Origin of the sequence: Ruegeria atlantica (assembly GCF_947495585.1) — a bacterium.
Taxonomy (GTDB): domain Bacteria; phylum Pseudomonadota; class Alphaproteobacteria; order Rhodobacterales; family Rhodobacteraceae; genus Ruegeria; species Ruegeria atlantica_G.
The window spans coordinates 940703-961899 of record NZ_CANLZK010000001.1; the positions used below are offsets into that span (position 1 = coordinate 940703).

General features: G+C 58.5%; 25 protein-coding genes. 9 read left to right on the forward strand and 16 right to left on the reverse strand.

Annotation, left to right across the window (positions count from 1 at the left end; genetic code table 11):
• Nucleotides 1-39 precede the first annotated feature (39 nt).
• The 3 genes from QMP16_RS04600 to prfA all read right to left on the reverse strand — a co-directional run bounded on the left by QMP16_RS04600 (nt 40) and on the right by prfA (nt 2771).
• Entirely contained in the window at nt 40-636 is a 597-nt protein-coding gene (locus QMP16_RS04600) for a DUF4167 domain-containing protein (RefSeq protein WP_108858419.1), read from the reverse strand.
• Between the two features lie 237 nt (nt 637-873).
• The gene (gene prmC, locus QMP16_RS04605; protein ID WP_282151386.1) at nt 874-1719 is read right to left on the reverse strand and encodes a peptide chain release factor N(5)-glutamine methyltransferase; all 846 of its coding nucleotides are present in this window, start codon (nt 1717-1719) and stop codon (nt 874-876) included.
• Complete coding sequence (gene prfA, locus QMP16_RS04610; RefSeq protein WP_282151387.1) at nt 1716-2771, reverse strand: peptide chain release factor 1; 1056 nt, start codon at nt 2769-2771, stop codon at nt 1716-1718. Before prfA ends, prmC begins: the two co-directional genes overlap by 4 nt.
• A gap of 63 nt (nt 2772-2834) precedes the next feature.
• On the opposite strand from prfA, the gene QMP16_RS04615 reads away from it, so the two are divergent.
• A complete protein-coding gene (locus QMP16_RS04615; protein WP_082637102.1) occupies nt 2835-3122 on the forward strand; it encodes a hypothetical protein in 288 nt (95 codons plus the stop codon).
• Here QMP16_RS04615 and QMP16_RS04620 read toward each other — a convergent pair.
• From QMP16_RS04620 to QMP16_RS04640, 5 genes are all read right to left on the reverse strand, one after another.
• Nucleotides 3063-3470, reverse strand: coding sequence for a DUF1499 domain-containing protein (locus tag QMP16_RS04620; protein WP_282151388.1), 408 nt, complete (start codon nt 3468-3470; stop codon nt 3063-3065). The genes QMP16_RS04615 and QMP16_RS04620 overlap by 60 nt on opposite strands.
• A gap of 63 nt (nt 3471-3533) precedes the next feature.
• A complete protein-coding gene (gene speB, locus QMP16_RS04625) occupies nt 3534-4481 on the reverse strand; it encodes an agmatinase (protein ID WP_282151389.1) in 948 nt (315 codons plus the stop codon).
• Nucleotides 4478-4879, reverse strand: a complete 402-nt coding sequence (locus QMP16_RS04630) for a DUF5360 family protein (RefSeq protein ID WP_282151390.1) — start codon at nt 4877-4879, stop codon at nt 4478-4480. Before QMP16_RS04630 ends, speB (QMP16_RS04625) begins: the two co-directional genes overlap by 4 nt.
• Complete coding sequence (gene speB / locus QMP16_RS04635) at nt 4876-5838, reverse strand: agmatinase (RefSeq protein ID WP_282151391.1); 963 nt, start codon at nt 5836-5838, stop codon at nt 4876-4878. The genes QMP16_RS04630 and speB (QMP16_RS04635) overlap by 4 nt, the downstream gene beginning before the upstream one ends.
• Nucleotides 5839-5850: 12 nt before the next feature.
• Nucleotides 5851-7014: a M20 aminoacylase family protein gene (locus QMP16_RS04640; RefSeq protein ID WP_282151392.1), complete on the reverse strand. Its 1164-nt coding sequence runs from the start codon at nt 7012-7014 to the stop codon at nt 5851-5853.
• 66 nt (nt 7015-7080) lie between these two features.
• On the opposite strand from QMP16_RS04640, the gene mazG reads away from it, so the two are divergent.
• The 3 genes from mazG to QMP16_RS04655 all read left to right on the forward strand — a co-directional run bounded on the left by mazG (nt 7081) and on the right by QMP16_RS04655 (nt 9389).
• The gene (gene mazG / locus QMP16_RS04645; protein ID WP_282151579.1) at nt 7081-7938 is read left to right on the forward strand and encodes a nucleoside triphosphate pyrophosphohydrolase; all 858 of its coding nucleotides are present in this window, start codon (nt 7081-7083) and stop codon (nt 7936-7938) included.
• A gap of 63 nt (nt 7939-8001) precedes the next feature.
• Nucleotides 8002-8943: a nucleoside hydrolase gene (locus QMP16_RS04650; protein ID WP_282151393.1), complete on the forward strand. Its 942-nt coding sequence runs from the start codon at nt 8002-8004 to the stop codon at nt 8941-8943.
• Complete coding sequence (locus tag QMP16_RS04655) at nt 8940-9389, forward strand: GNAT family N-acetyltransferase (protein ID WP_282151394.1); 450 nt, start codon at nt 8940-8942, stop codon at nt 9387-9389. The genes QMP16_RS04650 and QMP16_RS04655 overlap by 4 nt, the downstream gene beginning before the upstream one ends.
• Nucleotides 9390-9437: 48 nt before the next feature.
• Here the strand turns inward: QMP16_RS04655 and QMP16_RS04660 are convergent, their stop codons facing one another.
• The 6 genes from QMP16_RS04660 to QMP16_RS04685 all read right to left on the reverse strand — a co-directional run bounded on the left by QMP16_RS04660 (nt 9438) and on the right by QMP16_RS04685 (nt 13973).
• Nucleotides 9438-9605, reverse strand: coding sequence for a hypothetical protein (locus tag QMP16_RS04660; protein ID WP_282151395.1), 168 nt, complete (start codon nt 9603-9605; stop codon nt 9438-9440).
• 151 nt (nt 9606-9756) lie between these two features.
• A complete protein-coding gene (locus tag QMP16_RS04665) occupies nt 9757-10296 on the reverse strand; it encodes a GNAT family N-acetyltransferase (RefSeq protein ID WP_282151396.1) in 540 nt (179 codons plus the stop codon).
• A 46-nt stretch (nt 10297-10342) separates the two neighbouring features.
• The gene (gene eno / locus QMP16_RS04670; protein WP_058271864.1) at nt 10343-11620 is read right to left on the reverse strand and encodes a phosphopyruvate hydratase; all 1278 of its coding nucleotides are present in this window, start codon (nt 11618-11620) and stop codon (nt 10343-10345) included.
• 145 nt (nt 11621-11765) lie between these two features.
• Nucleotides 11766-12647, reverse strand: a complete 882-nt coding sequence (locus QMP16_RS04675; protein ID WP_282151397.1) for a DMT family transporter — start codon at nt 12645-12647, stop codon at nt 11766-11768.
• A 136-nt stretch (nt 12648-12783) separates the two neighbouring features.
• Entirely contained in the window at nt 12784-13197 is a 414-nt protein-coding gene (locus QMP16_RS04680; protein WP_058277587.1) for a Fur family transcriptional regulator, read from the reverse strand.
• Nucleotides 13198-13268: 71 nt separating this feature from the next.
• The gene (locus QMP16_RS04685; protein ID WP_282151398.1) at nt 13269-13973 is read right to left on the reverse strand and encodes an endonuclease/exonuclease/phosphatase family protein; all 705 of its coding nucleotides are present in this window, start codon (nt 13971-13973) and stop codon (nt 13269-13271) included.
• Nucleotides 13974-14178: 205 nt separating this feature from the next.
• Here QMP16_RS04685 and QMP16_RS04690 point away from each other — a divergent pair, with 205 nt between their 5' ends.
• Nucleotides 14179-15066 carry a DMT family transporter gene (locus QMP16_RS04690; protein WP_282151399.1) on the forward strand — a complete coding sequence of 296 codons (888 nt, stop codon included), beginning with the start codon at nt 14179-14181 and terminating at the stop codon, nt 15064-15066.
• A gap of 85 nt (nt 15067-15151) precedes the next feature.
• Nucleotides 15152-16123, forward strand: a complete 972-nt coding sequence (locus QMP16_RS04695; RefSeq protein ID WP_282151400.1) for a cation transporter — start codon at nt 15152-15154, stop codon at nt 16121-16123.
• An 11-nt stretch (nt 16124-16134) separates the two neighbouring features.
• Here QMP16_RS04695 and QMP16_RS04700 read toward each other — a convergent pair whose 3' ends face one another.
• The gene (locus QMP16_RS04700) at nt 16135-17553 is read right to left on the reverse strand and encodes a protein adenylyltransferase SelO (protein WP_282151580.1); all 1419 of its coding nucleotides are present in this window, start codon (nt 17551-17553) and stop codon (nt 16135-16137) included.
• A gap of 85 nt (nt 17554-17638) precedes the next feature.
• Here QMP16_RS04700 and QMP16_RS04705 point away from each other — a divergent pair, with 85 nt between their 5' ends.
• The 3 genes from QMP16_RS04705 to QMP16_RS04715 all read left to right on the forward strand — a co-directional run bounded on the left by QMP16_RS04705 (nt 17639) and on the right by QMP16_RS04715 (nt 19755).
• Nucleotides 17639-18058, forward strand: coding sequence for a cupin domain-containing protein (locus QMP16_RS04705; RefSeq protein WP_282151401.1), 420 nt, complete (start codon nt 17639-17641; stop codon nt 18056-18058).
• A gap of 3 nt (nt 18059-18061) precedes the next feature.
• Nucleotides 18062-18964 (forward strand): fatty acid desaturase, encoded by a 903-nt coding sequence (locus QMP16_RS04710; protein WP_282151402.1) that lies wholly within the window; start codon nt 18062-18064, stop codon nt 18962-18964.
• 170 nt (nt 18965-19134) lie between these two features.
• Nucleotides 19135-19755: a hypothetical protein gene (locus QMP16_RS04715; RefSeq protein WP_282151403.1), complete on the forward strand. Its 621-nt coding sequence runs from the start codon at nt 19135-19137 to the stop codon at nt 19753-19755.
• Between the two features lie 181 nt (nt 19756-19936).
• Here QMP16_RS04715 and QMP16_RS04720 read toward each other — a convergent pair whose 3' ends face one another.
• Entirely contained in the window at nt 19937-21010 is a 1074-nt protein-coding gene (locus QMP16_RS04720; RefSeq protein WP_432653393.1) for an anhydro-N-acetylmuramic acid kinase, read from the reverse strand.
• Between the last annotated feature and the right edge of the window lie 187 nt (nt 21011-21197).

Genomic DNA, 21197 nt, shown 5'->3' on the forward strand with positions numbered 1-21197 from the left:
GGAGCAAACTCCGGGGCTTTCTGAACTCTATGGCGGAAATTACTCAGCCGCTTCAGGTGCATCACCGTTACTTGTCGGCGCGTCCTCTGCCCCCTCTGGCGCAGGCTTTGGCTTACGCGTACGCGGGCGACGCGGTGCTTTTTCTTTTTTCGCCGGTGCTTCGGTGGCCGCCGCAGCAGCAGCATCCTTGCTCTCCGGGGTCTCAACCAAACCGGATTCCGGGGTGGCTGCCTCGGGTGTGAAATCCATCACGTCTGGTTGCGGCGCTTCGGCCGGGTCTGACTGACGAGCAGCAGCTTCGCGCTCCTGGCGCTCGGCGCGTTCGCGATCCCGCTCGGCCTGACGCTCGCGGTTCTGGCGGTCTTGCTCTTCGCGGCGCGCTTCCATTTCGCGCTGTGCCTCACTCAGCAGGCGCAGATAGTGTTCTGCGTGCTGCTGAAAGTTCTCAGCGGCCACACGGTCATTGGACAGTTGGGCGTCGCGCGCCAACTGATTGTATTTGTCGATAATCTGCTGGGGCGTACCGCGCACCTTGCCTTCGGGACCCGAGCTGTCAAAAACCCGGTTTACGACATTGCCCCCAGAAGGACGGTTGCGGTTATTCTTGACCCGAGAGCGGGATTTGGAAGATCTCATTTACTTTACGTCAGCCTTGTCATTCGCTGTCGATCATCTCGCATCCTGCACTGCTCAAAAGCTTAGCTGTGACGCGATGTCGACTATTTTGGGCTTGGCGTCCGGGGCCCGCTGAACCAGCGTCAGCCCTCCGACTGGTGTTGAGTAAACACGTCCTGTGCGTACAGACAAGGGGGTTGTCCAAAAATTCGCAGCTTTTTTACATTAATCGGCGTATTTCGGCCTCAGGTTGCCGCATTAATGCGGCATTTTGGCAAAAACGACGCGATCGCGACCGTCCAGATCGGGAACGATCCGTGTGGCTGTCAAACCCGCCGACTCGAACAAAGCCGCGACGCTTTGCCCCTGCGTTGGCCCGATTTCCACCAACAGGCGACCGCCGGGCAATAGAAAGTCCGGCACACCCGCCGCGATGCGGCGATAAGCGCCCAGCCCGTCCCCTTCGTCCGTCAGCGCCATACGCGGTTCATGCACGCGTACTTCTGGTGAAAGGTCGGCCATTTCTTGCAGTGAAATGTAGGGCGGGTTCGAAACGATCAGATCAAACTGACCATCAATATTCTGAAACCAGTCCGATTGCAGGATTTCCACCCGACCCTGTACCTGATGCTGCACTGCATTTGCGCTGGCCTGCAGACAGGCGCCCTCACTCAGGTCCGCACCCACGCCCGAGGCACTGGCCCGTTCGGCCAGCAACGTGATCAGGATACAGCCTGAGCCGACACCCAGATCCAGTACATGATCGAACGGTTCGCTGAGCGCGGCTTCGATCAGTGCTTCGGTTTCCGGCCGTGGATCCAGCACATCGCGACTGACGCGGAACCGTCTGCCATAAAACTCGCGCTCGCCCAACAGGTGTGACACCGGAACACGCACCGCACGCAGCGAGATCAACTGATCATAGCGCTCTGCAATCTCTGGTGACAGCTCTTCGGGCGCGATCAGAGTGACCCGGCTGGCTTCGATCCGTGCCGCGTGGGCCAAAAGAACCCGGGCGTCTCGCGCCGGGTCGGCCACACCCGCCGCCCGCAGTCGCGCCGTGGCCGAAACCATCGCCTGTGCTGCTGTCAGCGCCGCAATCATTGCGCCATATCCGCCAATAGTCGCGCCTGATCATCAGCGGTCAGTGCATCTATCACCTCGTCCAGATCGCCCTGCATCACCTGATCCAGCTTATAAAGCGTCAGGTTGATGCGGTGGTCTGTCATGCGGCCTTGCGGGAAATTGTAGGTTCTGATCCGCTCGGACCGATCCCCCGACCCCACCTGGCTAGCCCGGTCCGCCGAACGTTCACTGTCGATCCGCTGACGCTCCTGATCATACAGCCGGGTTTTGAGCACCTGCATCGCAATCTCGCGGTTGCGGTGTTGCGATTTCTCCGAGCTTGTCACAACGATCCCCGTCGGCAGGTGGGTAATCCGAACCGCCGAGTCGGTTGTGTTCACGTGCTGCCCCCCCGCGCCTGAACTGCGCATGGTGTCGATGCGAATATCATTGGCGTCGATCTGGATGTCCACATCCTCGGCCTCGGGCAAAACCGCGACCGTCGCAGCCGAGGTGTGAATGCGTCCGCCACTTTCGGTTTCCGGCACGCGCTGCACCCGGTGCACGCCGGATTCGTATTTCATCCGGGCAAACACGTTCTCGCCCTTGATGTGGGCAACGACCTCTTTGATCCCACCCAGATCCGAGGCCTGTTCTTCGATGATCTCAAACTTCCATCCCCGCGCTTCGGAATAGCGCTGGTACATGCGCAGAAGGTCCCCGGCGAACAGCGCGGCCTCATCTCCGCCAGTTCCGGGGCGGATTTCCAGCATCGCCGGACGCGCATCCGCCGCATCACGGGGCAACAGCGCAAGCTGCAAGGCGTGTTCGGATTCGGGGATGCGGGTCTTCAAAGCCGGAATTTCTTCTTCCGCCAGTTCTTTCATGTCTGGGTCGGCCAGCATCGCCTCGGCCTCGGCAAGATCGTCGACCAGCTGACGCCACGCCATGATCTGATCCACAACCGGCTTGAGGTCGGAATATTCTTTGGCCAAGGCCGCAATATCCCCACCCGAGGCACCATCTGCCATGGCCGCTTCGAGGTACTGGAATCGCTGGGTTATCTGTTCAAGTCGTTCTTCGGGGATCATCCGGGCGGTGTCTATCAATCCGGCCCTTTGGTCAAGGCCCCTCACTATGCTAGGCTAATGCACATGAAACGGTTGATACTTGTTTTTACACTGCTCGTAACGCCCGCCCTGGCCGACGTGGTCGGCCCCGGCGGCAAGGTTCAGGACTGCTATTGCACCGACAAATCCGGAACCCGCGTCGAACTGGGCGAGATGATCTGCCTCCAGGTCGATGGCCGCATGTTCATGGCGCAATGCCAGATGTCTCTGAACGTACCGATGTGGCGCGAGGTTCAGGAGGGATGCTTGTCCTCAGGGCTGCAACAGAGCAAGCCACTCATCAACACGAGCGCGGTTTACCCCAAAATCTGACCGGCCAAACCTGAGACGAGCATAGATGCGAAGCGTGTCTCCGTCCTGTTGCACTGTCGTGTAGTCCGGAAAGCCGATCACTTTCGTACGCGTGATGTAGGTAATCATCCCTTCATCAACAGACCCGGCCAGAACTGACGTTCGGTCTGAAACGCGTGCGAACGCATCCAGCCGCATCAGGCCATCCGGCCCCGTTTCGACCACACGGACGACACCTCCATCAAGATCACGGTCCTGATCACCTATCGGTGCCACATGCCATTTTGCCGGGTCTGATGGTGCAAAACGAATGTATGCTCCAAACAAAATTACCAGAACAACAATCAGCCACAGCGCCATTTTTTTCATCCCCGGACCAGCCCTTTCGCCGACCATATTCGGATCGCTTTGGCAGACAAGGTGCGAACTCTTTTACCGTGACGTCACGCCTGGCAATATGCACAGCAGTTCGAACAACAAGTTCGCTGCAGTCAGCGCCGTGTTGCCTGACGGATCGTATGGCGGCGACACCTCGACCAGATCGCACCCGACCACTTTCACACCCGACAACGCATGAATCAGTTGCAGCGCTTGCGGCGTGGTCAGCCCTCCGATTTCAGGTGTTCCGGTGCCGGGGGCGTAAGCCGGGTCAAGACTGTCGATGTCATAGGTGATGTAGACCGGATGATCTCCAATCGTTTTACGGATTTGCGAGCCGATCTCGGTCAGGTTTTGCTGCCACAGCTCCCACGCCGGGAATTGGCGAAAGCCCCAGTCCTGCGCCTCAGTAAAGTCGCTGGCCGCATAACCCGAGCCGCGGATACCGATCTGAAAGGTCTTGTCCGGGACGATCAGCTTTTCCTCATAGGCGCGGCGGAAGACAGTGCCGTGCGTTTCACGCTCGCCGAACATCTCTTCATTCACGTCGGCATGGGCATCCACATGAACCAGCGCGACCGGCCCGTGCTTGGCCGCAATGGCGCGCAAAATCGGCAGCGTGATCGAATGGTCGCCGCCCATCGCAACGGGAATCACCGCCTGATCGAGAATTGAATCGTAGCTTTCCTTGATGATCTTCAGGCTGTCGGCCAGCGAGAACGTATTGATGGCCAGATCCCCGATATCCGCGATCTGCAGGCAGTCGAACGGAGCGGCCGAATTCGCCATGTTATAGGGCCGGATCATCGCGCTTTCGCTGCGGATCTGTTTTGGCCCAAACCGCGTGCCGGACCGCCATGAGGTGCCGATATCCATCGGAATGCCGAGAACGGCCACGTCCAGTTCTGCCAGCGAGTCCGCCTGCGGCAACCGCATGAACGTGTTCGGGCCGGAGAACCGGGCCAGATCATTGCCACTGATCGGTTGGTTAAAGTCTGTCATATGATCTGCCTCTCCCGCCTGGCCTGCCCGTGTACTAAAGCGAATACCGGAAGTATGACTAACCAAAGGTTAAGACCCCACCAGATCGGGTCGAACCACAGCCTTATTGTCCAAAATGATAGCGCCATCAGACCGGCGCAGAACATCAAGCTCAGCGCGATTACCGCAACCAGTTGTTTAAGCACCGGATCGCGCAGCCAGAACCGCCCCAGCAACCCCAGCACTGCAAACCCAACATCCAGCGGAAAGAACGACCAATTCCACGCCACGATCAGTGGGTTTTCATAATCTGAATACATCTGCTCGGGCGGGACAAGCTGCCACCCAGCCACCGCAGCAAGCGCCAGCGCCCAATAGAGCAGCATCCCCGCTTCGGTGACGGTCAGCAGAACCTTCATACCAGCTTGTTCCACCCCAGCAGGCAAATGATCTGAGTAGCAACATGCGCACCAGCAATGGCCGTCGCGCCTGAGGTGTCATAGGGCGGTGAGACCTCGACCACGTCGCCTCCTTTGATATTGATCCCGGCGATATCGCGCAGGATGATCTGCGCCTGAATGGAACTCAGACCACCCCAAACGGGCGTTCCGGTGCCGGGGGCAAAGGCCGGGTCCAGACCGTCGATGTCAAAGCTCAGGTAGACCGGGCTGTCTCCCAAAATACTTTTGATCTTTTGCGCCACGGCGGCGGGGCCGGATTCGTACACCTCGCGCGCGTCGATGATGTTGACGCCCAGAGTATCCTCGTTGGTCGTGCGGATACCGACCTGAACCGAGCGTTTCGGGTCCACGATCCCGGACTTCACCGCCTTGTAGAACATCGTCCCGTGGTCCACGCGGGACATGTCGTCATCGGCCCAGGTGTCCGTATGCGCATCGAATTGCAACAGAGACATCGGCCCGTATTTCTCGGCATAAGCCTTGAGGATCGGAAAGCTGATATAGTGATCACCGCCTAACGTGACCGAAGACACATCAGCGGCCAAAATAGTGCGGATGTGGTCGGTCAGTGTGTCGGGAAAGGCCGGGATATTGGCATAATCATAGGCCATATCGCCATAATCCACGATCGCCAGCTCGCTGAGCGCATCGAACGGCCAGCCGTAGGGCGCATCCGGCGATTGCAGCGCGCTGGCCTCACGTATGGCACGCGGTCCAAGACGGGTACCCGGACGGTTCGTCACCGCTTGATCAAAGGGCACACCTGTGACTGCGATATCCACGCCTTTCAGGTCCTTAGTGTAAAGGCGACGCAGGAACGAAGTCGCGCCGCCAAAGGTATTCTCGTAGGACAACCCCTTGAGATCAGGATTGGTAAATGCCTCATCAACCTGATTTTTTGCGTCTTCCAGTGCCATGTCTTCCCCCCGTCAGCCCAGCGGCTGCGCCTTTTCGACGATCCGTGCAAAGAACGAAGCGCCGACCGGCGCGATCTCGTCGTTGAAATTGTATTTCGGATGGTGCAGCCCGGCGCTCTCGCCCTGCCCCAAAAACAGATAGGCGCCGGGGCGCGATTGCAGCATGTACGAGAAATCCTCGGCCCCCATCTCGCGGCCCATGTTGCCCACCACACGCTCGGCCCCGGACACGTCCCGGGCCACCTCGGCGGCAAATCCGGCCTTTTCGCCGTCGTTGATCGTGGCCGGGTAGTTCTTTTCATAATCCAGCCGCGCCTCGACGCCGTAAGAGGTCGCCTGCCCCTGTACGATTTGCTCCATCCGCTCGATTACCATCTGCTGAACGTTTGGATCGAAGGTTCGAACAGTGCCGTTGATGAAAGCCGTATCGGGGATCACGTTATTCACCGTCCCGGTGTGGATTTGCGTGACCGAGACGACCAGGTCGTCCAGCGCATAGTTGTTGCGGCTGACGATAGTCTGAATGGCCTGCGCAATGCCGCAGGCCGCCATCACCGGGTCGCGGGCTTCATGCGGCATGGCCCCGTGACCACCAACGCCTTGAATATGAACCTCGAACGTATCCACCGCCGCCATGATCGGCCCCGGAGTGGTGTGAAACGCGCCCACGGGCAGGTTCGGTGCATTATGCAGCGCATAGACCTGAGAGATGTCGAACCGGTCCATGATGCCTTCTTCGACCATCACGCCCGCGCCGCCGCCCTCTTCTTCGGCTGGCTGAAAGATCAGCGCCACACGGCCGCGAAAATTCCGTGTCTCGGCCAGATAGCGCGCCGCGCCAAGCAGCATCGTAGTATGCCCGTCATGACCGCAGGCGTGCATCTTGCCCGGATTGGTCGAGGCGTAGTCGACGCCCGTTTCCTCGGGGATCGGCAGCGCGTCCATATCGGCGCGCAGACCAATCGTAGGCCCCTCACCCCGCCCGCTGATGATCGCGACGATCCCGGTCTTGGCGATACCTTCGTGCAGCTCGTCCACTCCGAATTCGCGCAGACGGTCCGCTACGAACGCTGCCGTTTCATGGCATTCGAACTCCAACTCGGGGATTGAATGCAAGTGTTTGCGCCATTCGGCCATATCGGCTGAGTAATCGGCAATTCGGTTGACGACGGGCATCTGGGGTGGACTCCTGATCGGGACTGCGGAATGGATGCATCTGACACCGGAACGAAAGGGTTCGCAATGGCCGAAAATCCTCTGATCCACGACAGCGATGCAGGCATCGAGCGCCTGTTGGAAATCATGCGCCGTCTGCGTGACCCTCAAACGGGCTGCCCGTGGGACATCGAACAGGATTTTGCCACCATCGCCCCCTACACGATCGAAGAGGCCTATGAGGTTGCCGATGCCATCGAGCGCGAAGCCTATGATGAGCTGAAAGGCGAGCTGGGCGACCTGCTGTTCCAGTCGGTTTTTCACGCACAAATGGCCGAAGAAGCCGGGCATTTCACCTTTCAGGACGTGGTGCGGACCATGTCGGACAAGATGGTCGACCGTCACCCGCATGTATTTGGCGATGAATCCCGCGATAAATCAGCGGACCAGCAGACCGTGGATTGGGAAACCATCAAGGCGGCTGAGCGCGCCGGCAAGGAACAGAAAGGGGCGCTGGACGGTGTCGCGGCCAACCTGCCTGCCCTGTTGCGCGCGCACAAGCTGCAGAAACGCGCGGCCCGCGTGGGGTTCGACTGGCCTGATGCCAGCCATGTGCTGGCCAAGATCACCGAAGAGGCTGCAGAGCTGGAGGAAGCGCGCAATGCAAAGGACGCAGACGCGCTGGAGGATGAATTCGGCGATCTTCTGTTCGTGATGGTCAATCTGGGCCGTCATCTGGGCATCGAGCCTGAGGCCGCCCTGCGCCGCACCAATGCCAAGTTTACCCGCCGGTTCGAGCAAGTAGAAGCGCGGCTGGCTGCGCGCGGGAAAACACCATCTCAAAGCGATCTCGAAGAAATGGATGCGCTATGGGACGAGGTCAAAATTGAAGAGCACCGCGCCAACGGCAAACTCCCGCCGTTGGGTGCTACAACGGAGGCCTGAAACCACTGGACAAGCGTGGTGACACTTGCGAGTGTCCGCGCTTCAATACCCCGGAGGCAAAGCATGGCACCGCGCAAAATCATCATCGACACCGATCCCGGGCAGGACGACGCAGTCGCTATCTTGCTGGCTTTGGCAAGCCCGGAAGAGATTGATGTTCTGGGTATTACCGCCGTTGCCGGGAACGTGCCGCTGGAACTGACGGCCAAGAATGCGCGGATCGTCTGTGAACTGGCCGGCCACTCGCATATCCCTGTTTATGCCGGGTGTGACCGCCCGCTAAACCGCCCTCTGGTCACCGCAGAACATGTGCACGGCAAGACCGGCCTAGACGGTCCCGTCCTGCCTGATCCGGAAATGCCACTGGCCGACGGGCACGCGGTCGACTTCATCATCGACACCCTGCGCGCACATGAGCCGGGAACCGTCACACTTTGCCCGCTTGGCCCGTTGACGAACATCGCATCCGCCTTTCAAAAAGCGCCCGATATTGTTGATCGGGTACAGGAAATCGTTCTGATGGGCGGTGCGTACTTTGAGGTCGGCAACATCACCCCAGCGGCGGAATTCAACATCTATGTCGATCCCGAAGCTGCTGATATCGTGTTCAAATCCGGCATCCATGTCGTTGTCATGCCGCTGGACGTAACCCACGACGCGCTAGTCACGAAACACCGCAATGACGCCTTCCGCGCCCTCGACAGTAAGGTCGGGCATGCCGTGGCCGAGATGACGGATTTCTTCGAACGTTTCGATATAGCGAAATACGGCTCGGAAGGCGCGCCGCTGCACGACCCGTGCGTGACCGCCTATCTGATCCGGCCCGAACTGTTCTCAGGCCGACACATCAACGTACAGATCGAAACGCAGTCCGAACTGACGATGGGTATGACCGTCGCTGATTGGTGGAGCGTGACAGACCATCCGCCCAACGCGATGTTCATTGGGGAAATCGACGCTGACGGTTTCTTTGCCCTGCTGACCGAACGGCTGGCCCGGCTATGAGCGCCGCACTTCGCCTTGCGCGCCCCGAAGATCTGGACCGCCTGATGGGCCTGGTGACCGCGTTCCACACCGAAGCCGGGATCGCGCAGGACATGGACCAGACCCGCAATGCGCTGACCCCCTTGCTAGAGGGTATTCCCCACGGTTGCGTCTACCTGATCGGTCCAGGACGTGCGCCGCTGGGTTATGCAATCCTGACGTTCGGCTGGTCCGTCGAGTTCGGCGGCATGGACGGATTCATAGACGAAATCTACATCCGCCCGGCCGTGCGCGGCCGTGGCATCGCCACCGAAGTGCTGCTGGACCTGCCCAAAGCCCTGGCCGAGGCTGGCCTGACCGCCCTTCACCTGGAAGTCGATCGCACGAACGAGGCCGCGCATAAGCTGTACTTGCGCACTGGCTTCCAACCGCGCGATCGCTATGTCTTGATGAGCCGAAAGCTCTAAATCGGTCAGATACTTACGGGCGTCGCCGCCCGTCCCCCCGTGAAAGCCCTAGCGGGCTTCACCGCGATACATGTAGGTCGGCGATTCCATTGCCAAAACCGGGTCACTTGCGGACACCGCATCCCCGGTGATCGGATAAGTGCCGGGCCCCGCACAGGCCGCCAAAAATACAGTGCTGATCACTGAAGCTACGAGAAGGATTTTCGAACCAGTCATGTCGTTTCCCTTTCTGTAATGCAGGCACATTACGAGACACCGGGATCGGACAAATAGGTAAAAGTTCACACAAAATTGAATTTATGTAGGTGTATTTCTAACAAGTTTGATTTTTACAAGCGATAACAACACGTAAGACTTTGAAAAAAAATCACTCGATTTGCGAGTTTTCTGCCTGAGCACCGGACAAAGGCATCTCAAAAAACAATAATGTGTCTTTCGCGATCTCCGGAATCTCGGAATATGCGTCGCGCAGTTGGAAGCCCATCGACAGGTACAGACGCGTTGCCGATTCTAATGGTTTGCCCGTGTCCATGCGAATGCAGTCAAACCCCTGTTCACGGCACTGTTCAATCAAGGACATCATAACCGCATATCCTGCCCCCGTCCCTCGGGCGGCGTCATTTACAAACACCCGTTTAATTTCGGCAATGCCCGGCCCGATTGTCCGGAACATTCCGCACCCAACGGCATGTCCATCCTTTAGTACCAGCCTTACACCACCGCCCGGTGGGGCGTGTTCGACTTCGATCTCGTCCATCAGCCGGGCATAAACGTCGCGGGGATAAAAGGTTTTTACGACGCGCACGGACTTGGCGTCCAACGTCAGCAGGAAGTCGCGATATTCCCAACACAAACGCCGAACCTCATCAAAGTGGTCCGGCGTTTCAGCTTCGATAACTTTAAGCAAAACACGATCCTCGAAAAACACGAGGATCAGTCTAGCATTATTGACCTCAGTTGCGAAGGATCGACGCGCCCGCGTATTCCGCAACTTCACCCAGCGATTCCTCGATACGGATCAGCTGGTTGTACTTGGCCAACCGGTCCGACCGCGCCAGCGAGCCGGTTTTGATCTGACCGCAATTGGTCGCAACCGCCAGATCGGCGATGGTCGCATCCTCGGTTTCGCCCGAGCGGTGCGACATCACGTTGGTATAACGCGCACGGTGCGCCATATCGACGGCACGAAGTGTTTCAGTCAGCGATCCGATCTGGTTCACCTTGACCAGCATCGAGTTGGCACAGCCGCGCTTGATCCCTTCGGCCAGACGCACGGGGTTGGTCACGAACAGGTCGTCGCCCACCAGCTGCACCTTGTCGCCAATCATGTCGGTCAGAGCTTTCCAGCCGTCCCAGTCATCTTCGGACATGCCATCTTCAATGGAAATGATCGGGTAGTCATTGACCAACGCCGCCAGGTAAGCCGCGTTCTCGTCCGAGCTCAGAGAGATCCCCTCGCCCGCCAGCACGTATTTGCCGTCTTTAAAGTATTCGGTTGCGGCACAATCCAGCGCCAGGTGGATTTCCTCGCCCGGTTTGTAGCCCGCCTTTTCGATGGACTTCAGGATGAAATCCAATGCTTCGCGGGTGGACGCAATGTTCGGGGCAAACCCACCTTCGTCACCGATACCAGTGTTCAGGCCAGCGGCGGACAGTTCTTTCTTCAGTGTGTGGAACACCTCGGAGCCCATACGCACGGCTTCGCGGATATTCGCGGCCGAGGTCGGCATGATCATGAATTCCTGAATGTCGATCGGGTTGTCGGCATGTTCGCCGCCGTTGATGATGTTCATCATCGGTACTGGCAGAACGCGGGCCGACGTGCCGCCGACGTAGCGATATAGAGGTTGCGTGGTGAAATCTGCCGCAGCCTTGGCTGTGGCCAGCGAGACGCCCAGAATGGCGTTTGCGCCCAGACGGCTCTTGTTCTCGGTCCCGTCCAGTTCGATCATCGCGCCGTCGATGGCGACCTGCTCGGTCGCGTCATAGCCGACCAGTTCTTCGGCGATCTCACCGTTTACGGCGGCGACAGCTTCAAGCACGCCTTTACCCATATAGCGCGACTTGTCACCGTCACGCTTTTCCACTGCTTCGTACGCACCGGTTGACGCACCCGAAGGCACAGCGGCGCGGCCCATGGTGCCGTCTTCCAGAATCACGTCCACTTCGACGGTTGGGTTGCCCCGGCTGTCCAGGATTTCGCGTGCGTGGATGTCGATGATGGTACTCATGAGGCCCGTCCCTGTGGCTGCATTTGGTTGCATGCCTCATAACATCACCGAGCCAAAAGTAAACCAGCGACGTTACCGCTAACGGTTATGTTCATGGGGATTTAGGGCTAATAGCCACGTGTTTGCGCCAACGTGCGACGATCCGTCAGGCCGCAACCGCCATTGCACGCGCCAGCCGGCGTTCGCGAACAAAGGTGTACATGCCAGAGCCAAGGATCAACGCGGCACCGGCCACCGTCATCAAATCAGGCCGTTCGCCAAACATCAGCATCCCTGCCGCGATGGAAAACACGAGCCGGCTGTACCGGAAAGGTGTCAGGGCCGAGGCCTCACCGATCCGCATGGCCGTCACGATGCCGTAATATCCCAGGACGCCAAAGCCAATTGCCCCCAGATACGGACCAACTTGCGTGGATTGCAGTGGAACAACTGGCTGAGCCAGAAACACCATCAGAACCACCCCGGCAAGGGCAACGGCGATATAGGCCTGCATGGCAACAACGGACGAGGCCACTCGGACGTCCAGTTTGCGTGTAATCAGATCACGCGCGGCGATCGCAATTACGGTCGCTACAACGAACAGCGACTCGGGCTGAAACCCTTCCAAACCCGGGCGAATAATCATCAAGACACCAATAAAGCCTATTCCGATGGCGCTCCAACGTCGCCAACCGACCTGCTCGCCCAAAAACAGTGCCGCCCCCATAGTCACGGCCAGCGGCATCGCCTGAAAGACGGCAGCAACGGTGGACAGCTCGACCAGCGACAGCGCGGTAACAAAGGTCAGGGCTCCTACCGCCTCGGTCCCTGCCCGCGCCAGCGGCAGACCTTTCCACGCCTCCGGATCAAAGATGCGTTTACGCGTGGCCAATGACATCAGTACGAACACCAGCCCGCAGACCAGACCCAAGGCGATCATGATCTGACCCGTAGGTACAGTGATCGACAGATGCTTGATGAACATGTCCTCAAGCGCGAAGGCCGCCATCGATCCGATGATCAGCAAGATGCCGTGTACGTTGTTCATACGCGTGTCCGTTGAGATGGCGCGGGAAATTCCGCGACCTTAAGTCAGCAAAACCGTATCATCCGCGACGCCGCAAGCGATATTGCGACATGTTTCATGAATTGCCGTGCGGCAACCAATCGCGTTTCGTGATGGATCAGCCCTGTTTCAGCGGCACGCCGTACAGTTCCAACCGATGCCCTTTCAGCTTGTACCCAAGCTTGGCTGCGATCTTTTCCTGCAGGGCCTCGATCTCGGGGTCGACAAATTCGATCACTTCCCCCGACTGCATGTCGATCAGATGGTCGTGGTGGTCCCTCTCGGCATCCTCATAGCGTGCACGCCCGTCGCCGAATTCCAACCGCTCCAGAATCCCTGCCTCTTCGAACAGCTTCACGGTGCGATAGACCGTGGCAATCGAGATACCCGAATCCACCTTAGAGGCGCGGGCGTACAGCTCTTCTACATCCGGATGGTCATCACTTTGCTGCAACACCTGAGCAATTGTGCGGCGCTGACCCGTCATGCGGAGACCTTTGGCTTCGCAACGGGCGATGATCGTGTCGGACATAGTGACCCTCAGAGTAGTTCGGGTTTCTGTCTTAATACGTCTGCGCCGCTGGCGCCACAGGGGATTTGCGCCTAAGCGACCTTGCGAAGATCAGCCCAGATCGGCAGGTGATCTGATGCGATATGCGCAGGCCGCGCTTTGTGGACGCCATGTACAACGGCCTCAAGCCCAGCGCCCAGCGCGATCCGATCCAGTGCGCCCAGAGGCTGTGCAGCCGGGAAACTGGGAACCGGGGGCAAAAAATGCATGTCGGGTGCAAGATGATCGAGCACTGGCTGGCGCGACCACTCGTTGAAATCTCCGGCCCATACGGTAGGCATTTGATCCAGATCCTCATCGCAGCGCCGGAGTTGATGAATCTGCTGCCGCCGAGATGCGGGCAAAAGACCCAGATGCATCCCCATCACCCGAAGCGGCCCGATCTGGGTGTCAAACTCGACCCGAACTGCACCGCGGGGCTCCAGCCCGGGCAAATCATGGTGAGCGGTCTTGCGCACGTCAATTTTGTCCCCGCGCCAGATGACCGCGTTGCCGTGCCAGCCCAAGCTTCCAGCGCCCCCCAGATCGACAATCTGCCAACCGGCTTCATCCAACATGAAATGTGGCAAGGCGGCGGGTCGCGGCGGCAACCTTTTGTCGGCCTCTTGCAGCACCACAATATCAGCCTGCATGCCTTCAATGACCTGCATTATGCGCTGAGGCTGGCGGCGAAAATCCAAGCCCACGCATTTCTGGATGTTATAGCTAGCAATCCGCAGGGTTGATTGAGGCGACATAAGGTTCCGATCAAATGGACGAACCCTAAAGTGCCATGCTGGTGGCGGGGCGCAACCCCAGTCTTCTGCAGGAGTGGCAAATAAGAGCTTTTCGCGCTGCCAAAGTGCCCAATATTCTGGCAGGCGGCGCGATCAGGAATGCTGCGCTTGATCAACGGGGTGCCGATACTCTATCCCCGTGGAACGCGTCCAATTGAGGCCTGAAGTGGTTTCCAGCAACACACTCTCGAACAACCGCACTTGGGCAAGCATTGTCCTGGTGATCGGTGGCATGATGTGGGGTCTCTATTGGATCCCCGTTCGGTTTCTCTTTGACTTGGGCCTGACCGGGCCCTGGCCGGGTATTGCGATGTATAGCGTTGCGCTGCTGGGGCTGGTTCCCTTCATCTGGAAAGAGCGAGGAACGCTGGCCCTGCAATGGCGCGACCTCGTGTTCAGCGGTGTGTTCACCGGCGCGGCCTTCAGTCTTTATTCCATCAGCCTAGTTTATACGGATGTGGTGCGGTCGATCCTGTTATTCTACCTCACCCCGATCTGGGGCACGATTCTGGGCCGGGTGTTTCTGGGCGAACGCCTGAGTTTGGGGCGGATTGCTGGCCTTGCCTGCGGTGTCGGTGGTCTATTCGTCGTGCTGGGCGACTCGGGTGGTATCCCGCTGCCCCAAAACAGCGGCGACTGGATGGCGTTGGCCTCGGGCATGTGCTGGGCGCTGGGTACGTTGGGGCTGTACCGAACCAGTACGATCTCAGCCTCGGGTCAAGTCTTTGCCTTTGTCGCAGGCGCGCTGATCCTTTCCCTGGCCAGCCTCACGGTCCTGCCCGAACCTGTGTTGCCGACAATTGTGCAGGCGGATCTTCTTTGGACCCTTCAGTTTGTGCTGCTGTCGGCCTTCTACACCTTACCCATGGTGTTCATGACAATCTGGCCCGCAACCAAACTGTCCCCTGCCCGCGTCGGCATCCTCCTTATGAGCGAGGTTGTCGTCGGCCTGGCCTCGGCCGCCGCGTTCTCGGGCGAGCCGTTCGGGTTGCGCGAGCTGTTGGGCGCTATCCTGATTGTCAGTGCTGCGGTGCTTGAAATCGTGCGGGACTAGGACAACCCGCCATCGCAGGTGTTGGCCTATCCCCATCGAACGGGTATCTGTTGCGGAGTTTGATGCCCTATCAGGACGTTACCAGATGTCGATGCCAAATGCAGAACGCAGAAAGCAGCTTGAGGGGCGCGCGCTCATCATTGCCATGGGCGGCAACCTGTTCATGGGCGCGGCTGGTATACTGGCCGGGATTTTGTCGAACTCCAATGCGATCATGATGGACGGGCTGTATTCGCTGGTCGGCTTTGGATCGGCATTCCTTGGCCGCCGTATCAGTTTGAAGATTGATGCAGGCCCCGACAAGCGACGCCCGTTTGGCTATGCAGCGGATGAGGCGATCTTTTCCACCTTCCGCTCTTTGTCTCTGTTAGGACTGGTGCTGTTCGCCATCTCGAACGCGACTAAAAACATCTACAGCTACTACAACGGCATGATGCCTGAACCGCTGATATTTGGGCCGATGTTCATCTACTTTGCTGCCATCGGCCTTACCTGCGTGCTGTTATGGGCGTTTCACTATTTCACTTGGAGGCAGACCGGGAAGGCCAGTGCAATCCTACGGCTGGAATCCAAGGCAGCGCTGTTCGATGGTCTGTTCACGGCCGCCGCAGCAATTGGCCTTGGGGCAATCTACCTGTTCCGGGATGGGGCCCTATCGGCGATCGCACCCGTCGGCGACTCGATCATCGTACTGTTCCTGTGCGTTCTGGCCATCGGATCATACCTACGCGACTTCCGTGGTGGGTTGGGTGAGCTGGCAAACGCCACCGCAAGCCCCGAACTTCTTGCTGCTGCGCGTCGTGCCTTGCGCCCGGCAATCGCAGAGGACGGTGGCGCATTGCGGGACATGTCCGTAACCAAGCAAGGTCGGACCATTTTGATCACCGTCTACTACAACCCGCTGCGCGCGATCACTGCCGAAGAGGTCGACACCCTGAACCTGCGCATGGTCCGCGATGCGCGCAGGGCAATCGATGGGGCGGATGTCTACCTGATGATCTCGCAATACGCCCGCCGTTGGCCGGATGAGGTCAATCCCTATCGTGATGAGGCCTGAGCGCCAGAACTTCAGGTTCCACAGAACGTCGCATGGACAACTTCGGTCTCTGATGGCAGGCGTTTCAGATCATCCGCATCGGGCTGATCCTCATAAGGTCGCGCCAGAACAGTGTTCAGCCTTTGGAACGGCTCGTAATCGCCCTGAACAGCCGACTGTATCATCTGCTCAACACGGTGATTGCGCGGGATGAAGGCTGGGTTTGCGGCGGCCATTATTGTGGATGGGTCCTGCTCACGCCCCAGACGCGCGTTCCACGCTTCGGACCAGGTGTCGTACGCCGCAGGATCGGTGAACTGATCACGCGCGGCATCACCGCCCAGCGCCCGGAAGGTGTTGGTGAAATCCGCTTGGTTCTGCGCCATGCGTGTCAGCAGGTCCGAGATCAGCTCCAGATCGCCCTCATCCTCGGTCACCAAACCAATCTTGGCGCGGAACCGCTTCAACCAGTTCTCTTGTAGCTGCGCAGGCATGGCGTGTACGATCTCGGTCGCCTCTTCGACGGCGGCGTCCTTGTCTTCCATCTGCTGGATCAGTGCGGTTGCCAATTGCGCCACATTCCAAACGGCGATGTCAGGCTGGTTGGAATAGGCATAGCGGCCCATCCGATCGATCGAGCTGTAGACCGTGTTCGGGTGATAGCTGTCCATAAACGCGCAAGGACCATAGTCGATGGTCTCACCCGCGATTGAGCAATTGTCGGTGTTCATCACCCCATGGATAAATCCTACGCTCATCCATGCCGCGATCAGCCGCGATTGCGCCTCGACCACCGCGCGCAGCAGGCCCATCGGACCATCCGCGTCGGGATAGTGGCGGTCTATTGCGTATTCCGTCAGGCGGCGCAGGCTGTCCAACTGACCGCGCCCGGCAAAAACCTGAAATGTACCGACCCTCAGATGACTTTGCGCCACGCGGGTCAGAACCGCGCCGGGCATCGGCCCCTCGCGCAGCACGATCTCTCCGGTCTCAACTGCCGCCAGCGCGCGGGTTGTTGGGATGCCCAGGGCATGCATTGCCTCGGACACCACGTATTCCCGCAGCACAGGCCCCAGCCATGCGCGGCCATCCCCCTGACGGCTGAACGGGGTCGGTCCGGATCCTTTGAGCTGGATATCCCGGCGGAGGCCATCTGTCCCGATCGTTTCGCCCAGCAAAACAGCACGACCGTCACCCAACTGCGGGTTATAGTTGCCGAACTGATGTCCCGAATAAAGCTGCGCAATCGGCTCTGCGCCTTCGGGCAGCGTGTTGCCGGCGAAGGCTTCGGCCATCTCCTCTACCTCCCCCGGTGTGACCTTCAATACCTTCGCCAATTCCGAGTTGAAGGCGATCAGGCGTGGGGCACGCACAGGAATAGGTGCCTGCCGCGCATAAAAGCTGTTGGGAAGACGGGCGTAGCTGTTATCAAACGGGATCGTCAGGGTCATGCGGCAAACATATTCCTTGCGCACACGAATACCATAGCGGATCGCACCTTCCCGTGCATAATCATCGCAAAAGACAAGAGGCCCCATGACCGCACAAGAGATCATCGACCACCTGAAACTGGAACAACACCCCGAGGGTGGTTGGTTTCGCGAAACCTGGCGCGCAGATAACGCGGGCCGCGCCACCGGGACCTGCATCTATTTCCTGCTGGCCGCAGGGGAAAGCAGCCACTGGCACCGCGTGGACGCGACCGAAATCTGGCTCTACCACTCCGGCGCCCCGCTGATCCTTTCGCTGAGCGCAACAAATGACGGCCCTGCTACCGACCACGTACTAAGCCCGGATCTGTCGCAAGGCGCACCGCAACTAATCGTGCCCGAAAACCACTGGCAGGCGGCGCGCACCACCGGAGACTATACGTTGGTCAGTTGCACTGTTTCACCCGGGTTCCAGTTTGACGGGTTCGAACTGGCCGAGCCAGGGTTCGACATAACGCGCGGATGATGCATGGATCACCGCGCCCTCATAGCGTCGCTGCCACCTGAGGCCAAAGATCAGCTACAACGGCGCTCGGATGCAGCAGGTCTGCGGCATCTGCTGGGTTATCTGGTGTTACTGTCCCTCACCAGCGCGGGTATCGCGTGGCGGGTCCCTCTCTGGCCGCTCCTGATCCTGCCACAGGGTGTCTTGTTGGTGTTTCTGTTCACGCTCAGCCATGAATGCACCCATAAGACCCCGTTCAAGACCGGCTGGCTGAACGACGCTGTCGGACATCTTGTTTCAGTCCCGATTGCCCTGCCCTTTACGTGGTTTCGGTATTTTCACCTTGCGCACCACAAATGGACTAACCACCCGGAGAAAGACCCCGAGCTTGGCAGTAAGCCACGACCGAACGACTGGTTGAGCCTTCTGATCTATCTGTCCGGCTGGCCCTATTGGAAAGGCATGGCACATGTCCTGTATCAAAACGCCTTTGGTCGCATCGACGCCCCGTACTTACCTGCGCGCCAACACACCGCCATGCGGGCTGAGGCACGTCTGTTGTTGATACTCTACGTAGTCGCAGCCCTAAGCCTACTCCTGTCGCCGCTGCTCTTCTCGCTTTGGATTTTACCCGTTCTGCTGGGGCAACCATTCCTGCGCCTCTATCTACTGGCGGAACACGGCTTGTGCCCGCCAGTCGCCAACATGCTCGAAAACTCGCGCACCACGTTCACCAATCGCATCGTGCGTTTTGTGGCCTGGAACATGCCCTACCACGCCGAGCACCACGCCTTTCCGAATGCGCCCTTCCACCAGCTGCCTGCATTGCACAGCTGGGCGCGGGAACATTTGAAGTCGACTTCGGACGGATACTCCCAGTTTACAAGTAATTATGCACGAAGCGTGAAGCACCAATCATTCAACTAGTTGTTTACGGAAAGGCTGCTTTGAGCCCTTAGTGCACGATGCCGCGCTCAGTACAGATGGCCGCATTGGTGCTCCGTCGAACATTTGAGCGCCGGCAGCCAAAATTGTAACTTGACCCATACAACCCTAACATGGAGCAATAAAAGCATATTCAAAGCAGGAGAGATTCCGTGAAGCCTCCCTTAGCGAAATTTTTTGCTACAACGGTCAACGCAAGTTTGTTGCTTCTTATTCCGCAGGCCGTCTTATCTGATGAAGCCAGTAGCCGAGTTTCAAGCGCATTAGAACGGGCTTATGAAGGTTCCCGCTTTGATCAACTTGATGCATCTATTGATCAATGCATCGTAAGGTTCCACAGGAGAGATAGCGAAGGGTGTTCCCAAGGAGGAACAATTCAGGCGAACAGTTATTTCGTTGATCTTCGGCATCACACTGCGACATATCTTGATAGATATGCCCGTGAGGTCAACGGTGAGTGGCGGTTCCGCATTGAACTGGAACCTAAAGGTAAGTGGAAGACAAGGGCCGGAGAAATTGACCAAGAACAAGATAATCTTCTAAGTTCGGCGCGCGCACAATTGGGCTGGGGCCAACATGCGGCAATTGCTGCGAATGAAAAATTTCTTTTGCAGAATGACGTGGACAGTTTTCATTCGCTAAGTACTGTCGAATATTGTCCAATGGGCCAATCACAAAGTCCATTTCTCAGGCCAATATCGCTTCAAGGAGAAATTGTGGATGGCTTGGTGGAAGCTTTCAATCAACTAATGGTCGATTGCAGCGCTATTTAGACAATTACTCCCAGCATAAGTTTTTGGACGGCGTTCTTCATCAGAGAGACTTGGTAGGGAAAGTGCATTATTTCGCGCCTGCGCTGCAACAGATCATATAGGTTGATCCAAAAGCGGACCTAGACACCCTCCGACTTAATGGCAGGTTTGTCCCGCAAAGCAGAAACCGGGCAATTTGCTTTTAACCCACCGCCCCATTCGCAACCGAACTCACAACCCCACCACCAACCAGTGCCTTCACACCCGTTGTTCCCGGACACGAGGTCGGCAGCCTGCGGGCGACGCGTGCCGCCAGATAGGCGAAAGCCTGCGCTTCAAGCATATCTCCGTCCAGACCCACGGCCTCGACCGGTTCAACCGGGCAGTCCAATGCAACGCGCAGCATCTCCATCAATACCGGGTTGTGTCTACCGCCTCCGGTGACCAACAGACGCGAGGGCGGCTTGGGGCAGTGTTCCATCCCCTGCACCACGCCTGCTGCACACATGCCGGTAAGCGTGGCAACCGCGTCCGCATCGCTAAGCTCTTGCACCAGTTTGATCATCTCGGAAAAGTCGTTCCGGTCCAGTGATTTCGGCGGCATACGGGTGAAAAAAGGCTCGGACAAAAACAGTTCGAGCGCGCCTGTCTCAACGGTGCCACCGCGCGCGACGGCTCCGTCGCGATCCATCGGCAGGCCCAAACGCGCCTGCATCAGATCGTCAACCGGTGCATTCGCGGGACCAGTGTCGAAAGCCAGCAACGCGCCGGGGGCTTCGGGGCCATCGAAACTGGGGTCCACATAAGTCAGGTTCCCGACACCGCCAAGGTTCAAAAAGCACAGCGGCTGGGTTGCCTCGATCCACTTGGCGCAGGCAAAGTGAAAGAACGGCGCCAACGGGGCGCCTTCGCCGCCCATCGCCACATCATCGCTGCGGAAATCCCAGACGACTGGCACGCCCAATGCCTGAGCCAGCCCTTTCCCGTCGCCCACCTGCAACGTCCCACGCCCGCTCGGTTCATGCGCAAGAGTTTGGCCGTGCACACCGATCAGGTCGACCTCATCGAATTCAGACAGCACCTCGGCATGGGCCAGGGTAACAAGCTCTGCCGCAGCATCCACGTCCGGCCCGTGCCACTGCCCTAAAGCGGCGCGCAGAACAGCGCGCTCGTCGTCGGAGTAGGCACGATACCCACTTGGACCAAATCCGATAATCCGGTGCCCGTCCGTTTCGACGACCGCAGCATCCACCCCATCCATCGAGGTGCCGGACATCGCGCCCAAAACCCTGATCGCACCTGTTCGTTTGATGGCCCGCCCCACGCGTATCTCTCCTGCCGAACTCCGTGGTACCGTCATGGTTGATCGGTACAGTCTGTTTAACCTGCCCGTTCAGCTAAACCCAAGGCAAGCCAGATCATACGAGGGTCGCGCTTTTTCCCGACAATTTGGTATAAGGAAC